This is a genomic window from Variovorax sp. GW460-12-1-14-LB1, from assembly GCF_059423605.1.
In genome coordinates this window covers 69,823-84,685 of record NZ_JBWKYF010000027.1, presented here as the reverse complement: position 1 = coordinate 84,685, position 14,863 = coordinate 69,823, and the positions used below count along the sequence as shown (strand labels likewise).

At 70.2% G+C, this 14,863-nt stretch carries 13 protein-coding genes; all 13 read left to right on the top strand.

Annotation, left to right across the window (positions count from 1 at the left end; all coding sequences use genetic code 11):
• On the top strand, positions 1 to 470 hold a 470-nt coding region (locus AC07Y4_RS15870), incomplete at its 5' end, for a DUF3306 domain-containing protein (RefSeq protein WP_495274822.1).
• Entirely contained in the window at positions 430 to 2,508 is a 2,079-nt protein-coding gene (locus AC07Y4_RS15865; protein ID WP_487850048.1) for a 4Fe-4S dicluster domain-containing protein, read from the top strand. The genes AC07Y4_RS15870 and AC07Y4_RS15865, both read left to right, overlap by 41 nt.
• A complete protein-coding gene (locus AC07Y4_RS15860) occupies positions 2,505 to 3,122 on the top strand; it encodes a TorD/DmsD family molecular chaperone (RefSeq protein WP_070059791.1) in 618 nt (205 codons plus the stop codon). The genes AC07Y4_RS15865 and AC07Y4_RS15860 overlap by 4 nt, the downstream gene beginning before the upstream one ends.
• A gap of 114 nt (positions 3,123 to 3,236) precedes the next feature.
• On the top strand, positions 3,237 to 3,461 hold the full coding sequence (locus tag AC07Y4_RS15855) for a formate dehydrogenase (protein ID WP_070059792.1): 225 nt from the start codon (positions 3,237 to 3,239) through the stop codon (positions 3,459 to 3,461).
• A 9-nt stretch (positions 3,462 to 3,470) separates the two neighbouring features.
• A complete protein-coding gene (locus AC07Y4_RS15850) occupies positions 3,471 to 6,446 on the top strand; it encodes a formate dehydrogenase subunit alpha (protein WP_487850023.1) in 2,976 nt (991 codons plus the stop codon).
• A 9-nt stretch (positions 6,447 to 6,455) separates the two neighbouring features.
• Positions 6,456 to 7,076, top strand: a complete 621-nt coding sequence (gene fdh3B, locus AC07Y4_RS15845; RefSeq protein ID WP_062470938.1) for a formate dehydrogenase FDH3 subunit beta — start codon at positions 6,456 to 6,458, stop codon at positions 7,074 to 7,076.
• Entirely contained in the window at positions 7,073 to 7,324 is a 252-nt protein-coding gene (locus AC07Y4_RS15840; protein WP_082817975.1) for a hypothetical protein, read from the top strand. The genes fdh3B and AC07Y4_RS15840 overlap by 4 nt, the downstream gene beginning before the upstream one ends.
• 12 nt (positions 7,325 to 7,336) lie before the next feature.
• Positions 7,337 to 8,593 (top strand): formate dehydrogenase subunit gamma, encoded by a 1,257-nt coding sequence (locus tag AC07Y4_RS15835; RefSeq protein WP_487850022.1) that lies wholly within the window; start codon positions 7,337 to 7,339, stop codon positions 8,591 to 8,593.
• Positions 8,590 to 8,979, top strand: a complete 390-nt coding sequence (locus AC07Y4_RS15830; RefSeq protein ID WP_487850021.1) for a hypothetical protein — start codon at positions 8,590 to 8,592, stop codon at positions 8,977 to 8,979. The genes AC07Y4_RS15835 and AC07Y4_RS15830 overlap by 4 nt, the downstream gene beginning before the upstream one ends.
• Before the next feature lie 151 nt (positions 8,980 to 9,130).
• Positions 9,131 to 10,384 (top strand): molybdopterin molybdotransferase MoeA, encoded by a 1,254-nt coding sequence (locus AC07Y4_RS15825; RefSeq protein WP_487850020.1) that lies wholly within the window; start codon positions 9,131 to 9,133, stop codon positions 10,382 to 10,384.
• Positions 10,381 to 12,300 (top strand): molybdopterin biosynthesis protein, encoded by a 1,920-nt coding sequence (locus AC07Y4_RS15820; RefSeq protein ID WP_495274821.1) that lies wholly within the window; start codon positions 10,381 to 10,383, stop codon positions 12,298 to 12,300. The genes AC07Y4_RS15825 and AC07Y4_RS15820 overlap by 4 nt, the downstream gene beginning before the upstream one ends.
• A 48-nt stretch (positions 12,301 to 12,348) precedes the next feature.
• Positions 12,349 to 13,179 carry an ABC transporter substrate-binding protein gene (locus AC07Y4_RS15815; RefSeq protein ID WP_487850047.1) on the top strand — a complete coding sequence of 277 codons (831 nt, stop codon included), beginning with the start codon at positions 12,349 to 12,351 and terminating at the stop codon, positions 13,177 to 13,179.
• Positions 13,180 to 13,255: 76 nt separating this feature from the next.
• The gene (locus AC07Y4_RS15810) at positions 13,256 to 14,749 is read left to right on the top strand and encodes an ABC transporter permease (protein ID WP_487850018.1); all 1,494 of its coding nucleotides are present in this window, start codon (positions 13,256 to 13,258) and stop codon (positions 14,747 to 14,749) included.
• Positions 14,750 to 14,863: the final 114 nt, after the last annotated feature.

Sequence of the window (14,863 nt, the reverse complement as noted above, 5' to 3'; positions counted from 1 at the left end):
CCGAAGGCGAGCAGGACACCGCGCCGCCGCTGACGCTCGCGGACGTGGATGCACTGGACATCGGGTCCGACTTCAAGCCCTTCCTCACGAAGGAGGTCGCGCCCGAGGTCAAGAACGCGGCCTTCCGCAAGCTCTTTGCCGATCCGCATTTCAATGTGATGGACGGCCTCGACACCTACGTCGACGACTACTCCCAATCCACGCCCGTGCCCGAGAGCGTGCTGCGCCAGATGGCCAGCGCCAAGTTCCTCAAGCTCTTCGACGAGACCCCCGAAGACATTCCCCCGGAAACCCCCGACGACGCCGAAACGTCGGACGTGGCACAGTCCCAGGGTTCCGAAACGCTTCCCAGCCCGCCGGTTGCCGCGATGCAACCCGCCAGCCAAGAAACCGATGACCACCACGCTGATTTGCGACTGCAACCAGACGATGCCGCTCGAGCCGAAGACGCTCGGCGCGGCACTGGCTGAAACCCTCCCGCTGCATTCGTCGCTGTGCCGCCGCGAGGCGACCTCCTTCCAGCGCGCCATCCAGTCCGGCGACGACGTCGTGGTGGCCTGCACCCAGGAAAAACGGCTGTTCGGCGAGCTCGCCACGCAGACGCCCAACGCCACCTCGCCGATCCGCTTCATCAACATCCGCGAGACCGGCGGCTGGAGCCGCGACGCGAAAAGCGCGATGCCGAAGATCGCCGCGCTGCTGGCCGCCGCCAGCCTGCCCGAGCCCGACCCCGTCTCGACCGTGAGCTACACCAGCCAGGGCCGGCTGCTGATCATCGGCCCGCTCGACGCCGCCGAACGCGCCGCGGCGCTGGTCGGCGACACGCTCGACGTCACCCTGCTCGCGCAGGGCCCCGGTGCAGACGGCGGCGCCCAGGCGCGCCGCTGGCCGGTGATCGCCGGGCGCATCGATTCGCTCACCGGCTGGCTCGGCGCCTTCACGCTGCGCTGGACGCGCGACAACGCGATCGACCTCGACCTGTGCACCCGCTGCAACGCCTGCGTGGTCGCCTGCCCCGAGCAGGCCATCGGGCTGGACTACCAGATCGACAACGCGCGCTGCACCTCGCACCGCGACTGCGAGCGCGCCTGCAGCGTGGCCGGCGCCATCAACTTCAGCCGCGACCCGCAGGCGCTCGACGCGGCCTTCGACCTCGTGCTCGACCTCGGCGCCGCGCCGCAGATCGACTGGCACGCGCCGCCGCAGGGCTACTTCCACCTGCCCGGCGGCGTCGCGCAGGCCGAGGGCCTGCAGACGCTGCTGCGCCTGCGCGAGCTGGTGGGCGAATTCGAGAAGCCCAAGTTCTTCGACTACAAGCAGAAGCTGTGCGCGCACAGCCGCAACGAGGTGGTCGGCTGCAATGCCTGCGTCGAGGTGTGCTCGGCCCATGCGGTGAGCAGCGACCCGCAGCGCCAGCGCATCGTGGTCAACCCGAACCTGTGCGTCGGCTGCGGCGCCTGTACCACGGTGTGCCCGACGGGCGCGCTGGGCTACACCTACCCGCGCGCGCCCGACCAGGGGCTGAAGCTGCGTAAGCTGCTCAGCACCTATGCCGCGGCGAGCGGGCGCGATGCGGCGCTGCTGCTGCACAGCCAGGAAGGCGGCCAGACGCTGCTCGAACAGCTCGGGCGGCAGGCGCAACTCGGCAAGGCCCAGGGCGTGCCGGCGCGCGTGATGCCGGTCGACCTCTTTCATGCGGCCAGCACCGGCATCGACCTGTGGCTGAGCGCCGTCGCCTTCGGCGCCTCGCAGGTCGCGGTGCTGTGCACCGGCGAAGAGGCGCCGCAGTACCTCGCGGCGCTCAAGCAGCAGAGGGACGTCGCGCAGGCGCTGCTGCTCGGCCTGGGCTACACCGGCACGCACTTCCACGTGATCGAGGCCGATTCGCCCGCCGCGCTGGACGCCGCGCTGGCCGGCCTGCGCACGACCACGCAGCGCGTGCCGGCCACGGCGGCGCGCTTCGCCGTCGGCGCCGACAAGCGCGACCGGCTCGAGATGGCGCTGGACCACCTGATGGGCGCGGCCCCGGCCCTGCAGACGCCCGCCGAGACCCCGCTGGCCTTCGCGCTGCCGGCCGGATCGCCGCTGGGCGCCGTCGCGGTCGACAAGGACAAATGCACGCTGTGCCTGGCCTGCGTCAGCGCCTGCCCGTCGGGCGCGCTGCTGGACAGCCAGAGCGCGCCGCAGCTGCGCTTCATCGAGAAGAACTGCGTGCAGTGCGGCCTGTGCGAAACCACCTGCCCCGAGGACGCCGTCTCGCTCGTGCCGCGCCTGCTGGCCGCGCCCGAGCGCAAGCAGCAGGTGCTGCTGAACGAGGCCAAGCCCTGGGCCTGCATCCGCTGCAGCAAGCCCTTCGGCACGCAAAAGGCCATCGAGGCCATGCTCGGCAAGCTGGCCGGGCATGCCATGTTCCAGGGCGAAGCGCTGGAGCGCCTCAAGATGTGCAGCGACTGCCGCGTCATCGACCTGTACAGCGCCACCAACGAAGTGAAGATCGCCCCGCTATGAGCCAGACCTTTCCCGCCACTTCCGCGCTCGACGAGGAGGTGGCCCGGGCCGAGCTCTACGGCCTGCTCGCGCGCCTGTGGTACGCCGCGCCCGATGCCGAATTGCTGGCCGCCTTCCAGGTCGCGCCCACCGAGGCGCCGGCCGCGGGCGCCTTCCTGGAAGAACCATGGCGCCAGCTGGTCGGCATCGCGCGCGACACCGACGCGGCCGCCGCGCACGAGGAATACGACGCGCTCTTCGGCGGCATCGGCAAGCCCGAGGTCTTCCTGTTCGGTTCGCACTACCTGAGCGGCTTTCTCAACGACAAGCCGCTCGTGCAGCTGCGCCACGACCTCGACAAGCTGGGCCTGGCGCGCACCGAGACCACCTACGAAACCGAGGACCACATCGCCTGCCTGTTCGAGGTCATGCGCTACCTGATCGCCGGCGAGGACGTGGCGGTGGCCAACCTCACGCAGCAGCAGGCGATGTTCTCCAGACACGTCCAGCCGTGGCTGCCCGCCTTGTGCGATGCTGTGTTGCAGCATCCGAAGGCGCGGTTCTATGCGGCGCTCGCCGCCTTCACACGCGCGTTCGGCGACGTCGAGGCGCAGGCCTTCGACATGCTGGACTGAAGCGAACGAATGCGAGGGGTATTCAGGTTGCTCACACCTTGTTGCTGGTCTAGTATCCACAAGGCCGACCGGGTTTCCCCTCTCTCGTCGCGCCCAGCCACTCCTGGAGTCAATATGCAGGACAGCCAAAACACCGGCATCAAGCCGGCCTCCCGCCGCGGATTCTTCATCGGTGCCGCCACCGCCGGCGCCGCTGCGGTGGCCGTCACGTCGCTGCCAAACATGGCCGAGACACCCGTCGCCGCCGTCGCCCCCTCTTTGCCGCCCCCGCCCGAAAACGGCGGCGGCTATTCCCTGAGCGAACACGTCAAGCGTTACTACGCCACCACGTCAGCCTGAGGAGACCCCGTGCTTCTGACCAGAAAATCCCCAGGCACCGCGAGCTCGCGGGCCTCCGACGCGTCGCCCTTCGTTCACAGTCTGCGGCGCGGCCTTGCGAACGCCTTGCCGACCATGGACCGGCGCGCCTTCCTGCGGCGCTCCGGCCTGGGCGTCGGCGTGGGCCTGGCGGCCAGCCAGCTCACGCTGATCCAGAAGGCCAAGGCCGCCGACGGCCGGCCCACGGCCATCGGCGCCGGCAAGATCGAAGTGAAGCGCACCGTGTGCTCGCACTGCTCGGTCGGCTGCGCGTCCGACGCCGTGGTCGAGAACGGCGTATGGGTGCGGCAGGAGCCCGTGTTCGACTCGCCCATCAACCTGGGCGCCCACTGCGCCAAGGGCGCGGCACTGCGCGAGCACGGCCACGGCGAGTACCGCCTGCGCTACCCGATGAAGCTCGTGAACGGCAAGTACGAGCGCATCAGCTGGGACACCGCGCTCGACGAGATCACCGCCAAGCTGAAGGAACTCACCAAGGCCAGTGGCCCCGACGCGATCTACTGGATCGGCTCGAGCAAGCACAGCAACGAGCAGGCCTACCTGCTGCGCAAGTTCGTGAGCTTCTTCGGCAGCAACAACTGCGACCACCAGGCGCGCATCTGCCACTCGACCACGGTCGCGGGCGTGGCGAACACATGGGGCTACGGCGCCATGACCAATTCGTACAACGACATGCGCAACGCGAAGATCGCGATGTACATCGGCTCGAACGCGGCCGAGGCGCACCCCGTGAGCATGCTGCACATGCTGCATGCCAAGGAAAACGGCTGCAAGATGATCGTGGTCGACCCGCGCTTCACGCGCACGGCGGCCAAGGCCCACGAGTACGTGCGCATCCGCTCGGGCTCGGACATCGCGTTCCTGTTCGGCATCCTGCACCACATCTTCAAGAACGGCTGGGAAGACAAGCGCTACCTCAACGACCGCGTCTACGGCATGGAAGAAGTGCGCGCGGAAGTCATGAGCAAGTGGACGCCCGACAAGGTCGAGGAAGCCTGCGGCGTGAACGAGGCGCAGGTGCTGAAGGTCGCGACCATGCTGCACGAGCACCGCCCCGGCACAGTGGTGTGGTGCATGGGCCAGACGCAGCACAGCATCGGCAACGCCATCGTGCGGGCCTCGTGCATCCTGCAGCTGGCGCTGGGCAACGTGGGCACCTCGGGCGGCGGCACCAACATCTTCCGCGGCCACGACAACGTGCAGGGCGCGACCGACGTCGGCCCCAACCCCGATTCGCTGCCGGGCTACTACGGCCTGGTCGAAGGCTCGTGGAAGCACTTCGCCGCCACCTGGGGCGTGGACTTCGAATGGATCAAGGGCCGCTTCGCCTCGCCCGCGATGATGAGCAAGCCCGGCATCACGGTGTCGCGCTGGATCGACGGCGTGCTCGAGAAGAACGAGCTCATCGACCAGGACTCGAACCTGCGCGGCGTCTTCTACTGGGGCCATGCGCCCAACTCGCAGACGCGCGGCCTCGAGATGAAGCGGGCCATGGACAAGCTCGACCTGCTGGTCGTGGTCGACCCGTACCCCTCGGCCACGGCCGCCATGGCCGCGATGCCGGGCCGGCCCGAGGACGCCAACGCGAACCGCGCGGTGTACCTGCTGCCCGCGTGCACGCAGTTCGAGACCAGCGGCTCGGTGACGGCGTCGAACCGCTCGATCCAGTGGCGCGAGAAGGTCATCGAGCCGCTGTGGGAAAGCCGCACCGACCACATGATCATGCAGCAGTTCGCCGACCGCCTGGGCTTCGGCAAGGAGCTCAGCAAGAACTACAAGATGCAGAAGGTCAAGGGCATGGACGAGCCCGTGCCCGACGACATCCTGCGCGAGATCAACAAGTGCTGCTGGGCCGTCGGCTACTCGGGCCAGAGCCCCGAGCGGCTGCAGGCGCACATGCGCAACATGGCCGCCTTCGACGTGCGCACGCTGCGGGCCAAGGGGGCGGTCAAGGACAAGGTCAACGGCTACGACATCTCGGGCGACTACTTCGGCCTGCCCTGGCCCTGCTACGGCACGCCCGAGCTCAAGCACCCCGGCTCGCCGAACCTGTACGACCCGTCCAAGCATGTGATGGACGGTGGCGGCAACTTCCGCGCGAACTTCGGCGTGGAGCGCAACGGCAAGAACCTGCTGGCCGAGGACGGCTCCCACTCGCTGGGCGCCGACATCACCACCGGCTACCCCGAGCTCGACCACCTGCTGCTCAAGAAGCTGGGCTGGTGGGACGAACTCACCGAAGCCGAGAAGCCCAAGGCCGAAGGCAAGAACTGGAAGACCGACAGCTCGGGCGGCATGATCCGCGTGTTCATGAAGAACCACGGCTGCCACCCCTTCGGCAACGCCAAGGCGCGCGCGGTGGTGTGGAACTTTCCCGATGCGATCCCGCAGCACCGCGAGCCGATCTACGGCACGCGCCCCGACCTGGTCGCCAAGTACCCGACGCACGACGACAAGATGGCCTTCTGGCGCATGCCCACGCTCTACAAGACGGTGCAGCAGAAGAACATCGCCGACAAGATCGCTGAGAAGTTCCCCTACATCATGACCTCGGGACGACTCGTGGAGTACGAGGGCGGCGGCGAGGAAACGCGCTCCAACCCCTGGCTGGCCGAGCTGCAGCAGGAGATGTTCATCGAGATCAACCCGAAGGTGGCGGCCGAAAAGAACATCCGCAACGGCGAGCGCGCCTGGGTGCATACGCCCACGGGCGCCAAGCTCAACGTGCAGGCCCTGGTGACCGAGCGCGTGGGGCCCGACACGGTGTTCATGCCCTTCCACTTCTCGGGCCGCTGGCAGGGCGAAGACCTGCTGGCCTATTACCCGAAGGGCGCGGCGCCCATCGTGCGCGGCGAGGCCATCAACACGGCCACCACCTACGGCTACGACAGCGTCACCATGATGCAAGAGACCAAGACCACGGTCTGCAACATCGAGAAAGCATAAGGAATCACCATGGCAAGAATGAAATTCGTCTGCGATTCCGAGCGCTGCATCGAGTGCAACGGCTGCGTCACGGCCTGCAAGAACGAGAACGAGGTGCCCTGGGGCGTGAACCGCCGCCGCGTGGTCACGCTCAACGACGGCCTGCCGGGCGAGAAATCGATCTCGGTGGCCTGCATGCACTGCTCCGACGCGCCCTGCATGGCGGTGTGCCCCGTGCAATGCTTCTACCGCACCGACGAAGGCGTGGTGCTGCACGACAAGGACGTGTGCATCGGCTGCGGCTACTGCTCGTACGCCTGCCCCTTCGGCGCGCCGCAGTTCCCCTCGCAAGGCACCTTCGGTGCGCGCGGCAAGATGGACAAGTGCACCTTCTGCGCCGGCGGCCCCGAAGCCAACGGCTCCGAAGCCGAGTTCGAGAAGTACGGCCGCAACCGCCTGGCCGAAGGCAAGCTGCCGGCCTGCGCCGAGATGTGCTCGACCAAGGCCCTGCTGGCCGGCGACGGCGACGTGGTGGCCGACATCTTCCGCACCCGCGTCGTGCACCGCGGCACGGGCGCCGAGGTCTGGGGCTGGGGCACGGCCTACGGCTCGCAGCAGGCCGGCACGCCGCCCACCGGAGGCACCAAGTGAAGCGCGCGGTCGTGATGCTCGTCGCGCTCGCCTCGGGCGCGATGTTGCTGGCGGCCTGCAGCGAGAAGCCGCAGACGAACGCCGAAGGCGTCAAGCACGACGCGGTGCCCTGGAGCGGCACGGGCACGCAGGCCAACACCGGCACCGCCTTCACAGCGCCCGGCTGGAAGGTGGGCGACAAGACGGCGTGGGAGCAGCAGATCAAGACGCGCTCCAACGGCCAGAACGAGTACACCCGAGAAAACTGAACCGGAGGCCGCATGAGCGTCACCATTCGCACCAGGCACGCGTTCCACGCGCTGCTGGCGACCGCGCTCCTGGGCTGGGCGGCGGTGGCACCGGCCCAGGAGGCCAAACCGGCCGCGAGCGGCGCCGTGACCGCATCGCCCGCCCCTGCTTCGCCTGCCGCAGCCGCGGCTGCAGCACCGAAGGCCGAGGGCGGCATCCGCAGCCAGAACATCTTCGACGTCAAGCCCGAGGCCAGCGCTGATCCCAACTACCTCAACCAGACCAACGGCGAGCGCAACAAGGTCCAGCCCGGCAACAACGCGCCGATGTGGCGCCAGGTGAGCGGCGGCGTCACCGGCTACAGCAGCCTGCCGGTGAGCCAGGCGCCCGAGGCCGGCAACCTGATCCAGCGCTTCGTGCAGTACCCGGGTTCGCGCTTCACCAACGCGGGCGAGGCCTGGCGGCAGGTGCGCAACGACTGGATCATTCCGTACGGCGCGGCGCTGCTCTTCGTGACGCTGCTGGCGCTGGCCATCTTCTATTTCACGCGCGGGCCGATCCGCCTGCACGGCACCGAAACCGGCCGCAAGATCGAGCGCTTCACGCCCTTCGAGCGCGCCACGCACTGGTCGAACGCGCTGGCCTTCGTCACGCTCGCGATCTCGGGCATCGTGATGGCCTTCGGCAAGTTCTTCCTGCTGCCGGTGCTGGGCAGCACGCTGTTCGGCTGGCTCGCCTACGTGCTCAAGACGGTGCACAACTTCGTGGGGCCGCTGTTCGTGGTGACCACGCTGTTCATGATCTTCACCTTCATCCGCAGCAACTGGCCGAGCAAGGACGACTTCACCTGGCTGCGGCACGGCGGCGGCCTGTTCGGCGGCAAGGAGCCCGCGTCGCACCGCTTCAACGCCGGCGAGAAGGCGGTGTTCTGGGGCGGCGTGCTGTTCCTGGGCAGCATCGTCATCGCCTCGGGCCTGTTCCTGGACAAGCTGCTGCCCGGCTTCGTCTACACACGCGGCGAGATGCAGGTCGCGCACATGGTGCATGCGGTGGCCACGCTGCTCATGATGGCGATGATCATGGGCCACATCTACATCGGCACGCTGGGCATGGACGGCGCCTACAAGGCGATGCGCGAAGGCTATGTCGACGAGGCCTGGGCGCGCGAGCACCACAAGCTCTGGTACGACGACATCCAGGCCGGCAAGATCCCCGCGCAGCGCTCGCAACCGGCCGGCGCATCCGAGCCCGCACGGCCGGCGACGGCGCAGCAAGGAACCTCCGCATGAAGCACACGCTGACCCTTCTCCTGTGCGCACTCGCTGCGACCTCCGCTGTCGCCAAGCTCCCCCCGCCCACGCCGGAAGCGCAGGCCAAGGCCGCCGAGACCGCGGCCCGCACCGCGTGGAGCGCCAAGACCGACGGCTACCTGCTGTGCAAGTCACAGGACCAGGTCGCCGCCAAGTACCGTGCGAGCGCGCAGGCCGCCGGCAAGCCGGCACCGGCCGCGGTGGCCACGCCGCCCTGCGTGGACCCGGGGCCTTACGCCGCCGCCCCCAAGGTTGAAACCAAGCCCATCGAGGCATCGGGCGCCCACTCCCCGGCCCCCACGGCCGCGTCGCCGCCGAGTTCGAACCAGACCTCGGCGCAGACGAATCCCGCACCCAAGAAGTAAGCCGGCGACGCACCGCGCGTGCGCGGACGCGGCTGAAGAAAAAGCGACCGCAAATGGCCCGCCGGCAAGGTCCGGCACGGCCACCTTGTGCATGGCTGTCGGGTGCCATGCCCGACCACGCCGGCGACCTCCAACTTCTATACTGGCCCCGATGCCCACACCCGAACGAACTGCCTCGACCGATGTGCGTATGCGCGGCTTCACGCAGCGCGCCGAGGTGCCCACCGCCCTCGCCTGGATCGACGCCCACACGCCCTTGCTGCCCGGTGAATCCGTGGCGGTCGACGAGGCCACGGGGCGGGTGCTGCTGCAGGAGGTGATCGCGCCCATCGCGGTGCCCGAGTTCGACCGCGCGGCCATGGACGGCTATGCGCTGCGCGGCGGCGAGACCACGGGGGCCGGCGAATACAACCCGCTCGAGTTTCCGATCGCGGGCCACGCCTGGCCTGGCCGCCCCTTCGAAGGCGAGGTGCCCGCGGGCGCCGCCATCCGCATCATGACCGGCGCCCCGGTGCCGCGCGGGCTGGATGCCGTGGTGCCCGCCGAATACGCGAGCGAGCAGGACGGACGCCTGGCCATCACGCGCGCCGTCGCGCCGGGCCAGCATGTGGGCCACGTCGGCGAGGACATCGCGCGCGGCAGCACCGCGCTGGCCACGGGCCGCCGCCTGCGCCCGCAGGACGCGGGGCTGGCCGCTTCGCTCGGCCTGGCGCAGTTGCAGGTGGTGCGCCGGCCGCGCGTGCGGCTGCTCGTCACCGGCAACGAGGTGCGCGCGCCCGGCACGCCCAAGGGGCCGAGCGAGATCTACGACGCCAACTCCGTGACCTTGCGCGGCCTCGTGGCGCGCGATGGCGGCCTGCTCGAGTCGCACCAGCGCCTGGGCGACGACCCGCAAATCATCGCGCAGGCACTGGCCGCGCCCGGCGCCGATGTGGTGCTCATCTCCGGCGGCTCCAGCGTGGGCGCCGAGGACCACGCGCCGCGCCTGCTGGCCGAGCTCGGCGAACTGGCGATCCACGGCATCGCGATGCGACCTTCCAGCCCGGCGGGCATGGGGCGCATCGGCGACACGCTGGTGTTCCTGCTGCCGGGCAACCCGGTCTCCTGCCTGTGCGCCTACGACTTCTTTGCCGGGCGCGCGATCCGCCAGCTCGGCGGCCGGCCCGCCGACTGGCCCTACCCGCGCACGCGCGCCACCGTGGCGCGCAAGATCGTCTCGCAGGTGGGGCGCGTCGACTACGTGCGCGTGAAGATCGGCGCCGACGGCGTGGAGCCGCTCGCGCTCTCCGGCGCCTCGGTGCTGAGCTCGACCACGCGCGCCGACGGCTTCGTGATCGCCCCCGCCGAAAGCGAAGGCTTCGGGCCCGGGACCGACGTCACTGTTCATCTGTACGAGTGCCTGTGAAAGCCCAATCGCAATTTCTCGATGTCGTCACGCGGGACGAGGCCGAGCGCCGCTTCCGCGAACACCTGAGCCTCGCGCCGCTGGGCCGCGAGACCGTTCCCCTGCACGCGGCGCTGGGCCGGGTGCTCGCCGACGACGCGGTCGCCGCCATCGACGTGCCTGGCTTCGACCGCTCCAACGTCGACGGCTTTGCCGTGCAGGCCGCCGACACCTGGGGCGCGATGGAAGAACAGGTCCGCGCGCTGGCCCTCGTGGGCGAGACGCTGGCACCCGGCATCGTGCCGCAGCGCGAAGTGACGCCCGGCCACGCCACGGCGATCGCCACCGGCGGCATGCTGCCGCGCGGCGCCGACGCGGTGGTGATGGTGGAACACACCGACCTCGACGGCGGCAACGTGCAGGTGCGCCGCGCCGCCACGGCCGGCGAGAACGTCAGCTACGCCGGCACCGACATCGCGCGCGGCGAAACCGTGCTGCGCGCCGGCCAGGTGCTGAGCTCGCGCGAGATCGGCGTGCTCGCGGCGCTGGGCCTGGCCGAGGTCGGCGTGTGGCGCAAGCCGCGCGTGGCCATCTTCTCCACCGGCAACGAGATCGTCGCGCCCGGTGCGCCGCTGCCCACGGGCGCGGTGTACGACTCCAACGCCGCCATCATCGGCGCCGCGGTCGAGGAACTGGGCGGCGAGCCGGTGCGCCTGGGCGTGATCCCCGACGACGAGGCCCTGCTGTCGGCCGCGCTTGCACGCGGGCTGGCATGCGATGCCGTGGTCTTCTCCGGCGGCACGTCCAAGGGCGAAGGCGACCTGTCGTACCGCGTGGTGGCCGCCCTCGGCGACCCGGGCGTGGTGGCGCACGGCGTGGCGCTCAAGCCCGGCAAGCCGGTGTGCCTGGCGGTCACGGGCGGCAAGCCGGTCGTGATCCTGCCGGGCTTTCCGACCTCGGCGGTCTTCACCTTCCACGAGTTCCTGGCGCCCGTGATCCGCGCCTTCGCGGGCCGGCCGCCGCAGCGGCATGCGCATGTGGCGGCCACGCTGCCGATGCGCGTGAACTCCGAGCGCGGCCGCACCGAGTACCTGCTGGTGGGCCTGGTGCCCACCGACGACGGCGTGGCCGCCTACCCGATGGGCAAGGGCTCAGGCTCGGTCACCACCTTCAGCAGCGCCGACGGCTTCATCACCATCGGCCAGCACACCGAGATCGTCGATGCCGGCGCCCCCGTGCAGGTGCAGCTGCTGGGCCAGGGGCTGGACGCCGCCGACCTGATCTTCATCGGCAGCCATTGCGTGGGCCTGGACTGGCTGGCCGGCGAACTGATGCGCCAGGGCATCCGCATCAAGGCCATGAACGTGGGCAGCACCGGCGGGCTGATGGCCGCCAAGCGCGGCGAATGCGACGTGGCCGGCATCCACCTGATGGACCCGGCGACGGGCGTCTACAACCGGCCGCTGCTCACGCCGGGTCTCGAACTGGTGACGGGCTACGGCCGCATGCAGGGCGTCGTCCATCGCCCCGGCGACACGCGCTTCGAGGGTCTGGACGCCGCCGCGGCCATCGCCGCCGCGACCGCGCAGCCCGGCTGCACCATGGTCAACCGCAACGCCGGCAGCGGCACGCGCATCCTCATCGACCGCCTGCTCGGCGGCGCGCAACCGCCCGGCTACGGCGTGCAGACCAAGTCGCACAACGCGGTGGCGGTGGCCGTGGCGCAGCAACGCGCCGACTGGGGCCTGGCCATCGACACGGTCGCGCGGCAGTACGGGCTGGGCTTCATTCCCGTGCAGGAGGAACGCTACGACTTCGTGGTGCCCCAGGCACGGCTTGCGCGCGCGCCGGTGCAGGCCTTCATTGCGCTGCTGCAATCGGCCGCGGCGCGCGAGGCGCTGGGCCGGCTGGGCGTTCGCGTCGATGCCGCAGCCTGATGGCCGAACCGCTTCTTTCTTTCACTCTCGAGGACTGACACGATGACGATGGCTTCGCGCAGACGCTTCACCCTTCTCGCCCTCGCCGGCGCACTTGCTGGTGCGCTGCTCGCGCCGATGGCGCACGCCCAGGACAAGTTCATCGTGCTGGCCTCGACCACCTCGACGGAACAGTCGGGCCTGTTCAAGCACCTGCTGCCGCAGTTCACGAAGGCATCGGGCACCGAGGTGCGCGTGGTGGCGGTGGGCACGGGCCAGGCGCTGGACATGGCGCGCCGCGGCGACGCCGACGCGCTGTTCGTGCACGACCAGCCCGCCGAAGAGAAGTTCGTCGCCGAAGGCTTCGGCCTGCCGCGCCGCCCGGTCATGTACAACGACTTCGTGCTGATCGGGCCCAAGTCCGACCCGGCCGCCGTGCGCGGCAACGACATCGCGGCCGCGCTCAAGCGGCTGGGCACCACGGGCGGCGCCTTCGTCTCGCGCGGCGACAAGAGCGGCACGCACGCGGCCGAGCTGCGCCAGTGGAAGCTGGCCGGCATCGACCTGGCCGCCGCCAAGCCGGCCGGCTACAAGGAATGCGGCTGTGGCATGGGCCAGGCGCTCAACATCGCGGCATCGACCAATGCCTATGTGCTGTCCGACCGCGGCACCTGGCTCAACTTCAAGAACCGCGCCGACCTGGGCATCGTGGTCGAGGGCGACAAGCAGCTGTTCAACCAGTACGGCGTGATCGTCGTGAACCCGGCCAGGCACCCGCACGTGAAGAAAGACCTGGCGCAAGCCTTCTCCGACTGGGTCGTGTCGCGCGACGGGCAGGCCGCCATTGCCGCGTACAAGATCGGCGGCGAGCAGCTCTTCTTCCCGAACGCGGGCCAGTGAACGGCGCGCCGGTCGATGACGGTGCCGGGCTGTGCAATGCGCACGGCCTCGCGTCGGCGATGAAAGCCGTCTCTCGATGAACACCGTGACCGAAGGCTGGGCGCTGGCCTGGCGCCTCATCACCGGCGCCGACCCCGAACTCGTGCGCATCACGGCGCTCTCGCTGCAGGTGAGCGCCACGGCCTGCCTGATCGGCGCGCTGTTCGGCCTGCTGCTGGGCGCCTGGCTCGCGGTGGCGCGCTTCCCGGGGCATGCGCTGGCCGTGTGGCTGGTGAACACGCTGCTGGCCCTGCCCGCCGTGGTGGTGGGCCTGCTGGTGTACCTGCTGCTCTCGCGCTCGGGGCCGCTGGGCGAACTGGGCATCCTGTTCACGCCGTCGGCGATGGTGGTGGCGCAGAGCGTGCTCGTCACGCCGCTGATCGCCGCACTGTCGCGCCGGCTCGTGATGGCGGCGCTGGCCGACGGCGGCGACCAGTTGCGCTCGCTGGGCGCCGGGCCGCTGGCCACCGCCCTGCTGATGCTGGTGCACGACCGGATGGGCGTGGCCACCGTGCTGCTCACAGCCTTCGCGCGGGCCATCGCCGAGGTGGGGGCCGTGATGATCGTCGGCGGCAACATCGCCGGCGTCACGCGCGTGATGACCACCACCATCGCGCTGGAAACCAGCAAGGGCGACCTCGCGCTGGCCCTGGCGCTGGGCATCGTGCTGCTGGCGGTGGTCGGTGCGGTCAACGGCGCCATCGGGCTGCTGCAATGGCTGGCCACGCGCCCGCTGAGCACCGCCCCGCCGGCGAAGCCGCGCGCGATGCGCCGCACGCTCGCCCCGCACACGCCGGCCGTGGCCGGCACGGTGCCGCTGATCCGGCTCGAGCGCGCGACGGTGCGCTTCGGCGCGCTGATCGCGCTGGACGAGGCCTCGCTGACCCTGCACCGGGGCGACCGGCTCGTGCTCGTGGGTGCCAACGGCTCGGGCAAGACCACGCTGCTGCGGCTGCTGCACGGGCTGCTGCCCTGCGAAGGGCGCTGCGAGCGCCTGCCGCTGCGGCCCGAAGGCCGCCTGCCGCGCGCGGCCATGCTGTTCCAGCGCCCGTTCCTGCTGAGCCTCTCGGTGTGGCGCAACGTGTGGGTGGGCCTGTGGCTGGCGGGCGTGCCGGCCACCGAGCGCAGCGAGCGCTGCGGCCTGGCGCTGGCGCGCGTGGGCCTGCTCGAACATGCCGAGCGCTCGGCGCGTTCGCTGTCGGGCGGCCAGCAGCAGCGCCTGGGCCTGGCGCGCGCCTGGGCGCTGCAGCCGGACATCCTGTTCCTGGACGAGCCCACGGCCAGCCTGGACCCCGGCGCCAAGAACGAGATCGAGGCCCTCATCGAAGAGGTCGCCCACAGCGGCGTGACGATCGTGATGAGCACGCACAACCTCGGGCAGGCCAAGCGCCTGGCCACGCGCGTGGCCTACCTGCACGCGGGGCGCATCGTGGTCGAGCGGCCCGTGGCGAGCTTCTTCGATTCGGACGATCTGCCGCCCGAGGCTGCCCAGTTCCTGCAGGGCGAGCTGGGCTGGTACCTTCAGCCCTAGCGCCGGCGGGCGGGTCGGCGGTTCCGCGCCCCTCGCCTTCGCTTACACGGCATCCCGATCCAGCGAGGCAAAATACCGCGATGGAAATCACTGTCGCGGTCTCGCTGCCGACAC

Coding starts and splice junctions, on each gene's coding strand:
- AC07Y4_RS15865 (WP_487850048.1), top strand. CDS start 430: ATGCCGCTCGAGCCGAAGACGCTCGGCGCGGCACTGGCTGAAACCCTC.
- AC07Y4_RS15860 (WP_070059791.1), top strand. CDS start 2,505: ATGAGCCAGACCTTTCCCGCCACTTCCGCGCTCGACGAGGAGGTGGCC.
- AC07Y4_RS15855 (WP_070059792.1), top strand. CDS start 3,237: ATGCAGGACAGCCAAAACACCGGCATCAAGCCGGCCTCCCGCCGCGGA.
- fdh3B (WP_062470938.1), top strand. CDS start 6,456: ATGGCAAGAATGAAATTCGTCTGCGATTCCGAGCGCTGCATCGAGTGC.
- AC07Y4_RS15835 (WP_487850022.1), top strand. CDS start 7,337: ATGAGCGTCACCATTCGCACCAGGCACGCGTTCCACGCGCTGCTGGCG.
- AC07Y4_RS15830 (WP_487850021.1), top strand. CDS start 8,590: ATGAAGCACACGCTGACCCTTCTCCTGTGCGCACTCGCTGCGACCTCC.
- AC07Y4_RS15825 (WP_487850020.1), top strand. CDS start 9,131: ATGCCCACACCCGAACGAACTGCCTCGACCGATGTGCGTATGCGCGGC.
- AC07Y4_RS15815 (WP_487850047.1), top strand. CDS start 12,349: ATGGCTTCGCGCAGACGCTTCACCCTTCTCGCCCTCGCCGGCGCACTT.
- AC07Y4_RS15810 (WP_487850018.1), top strand. CDS start 13,256: ATGAACACCGTGACCGAAGGCTGGGCGCTGGCCTGGCGCCTCATCACC.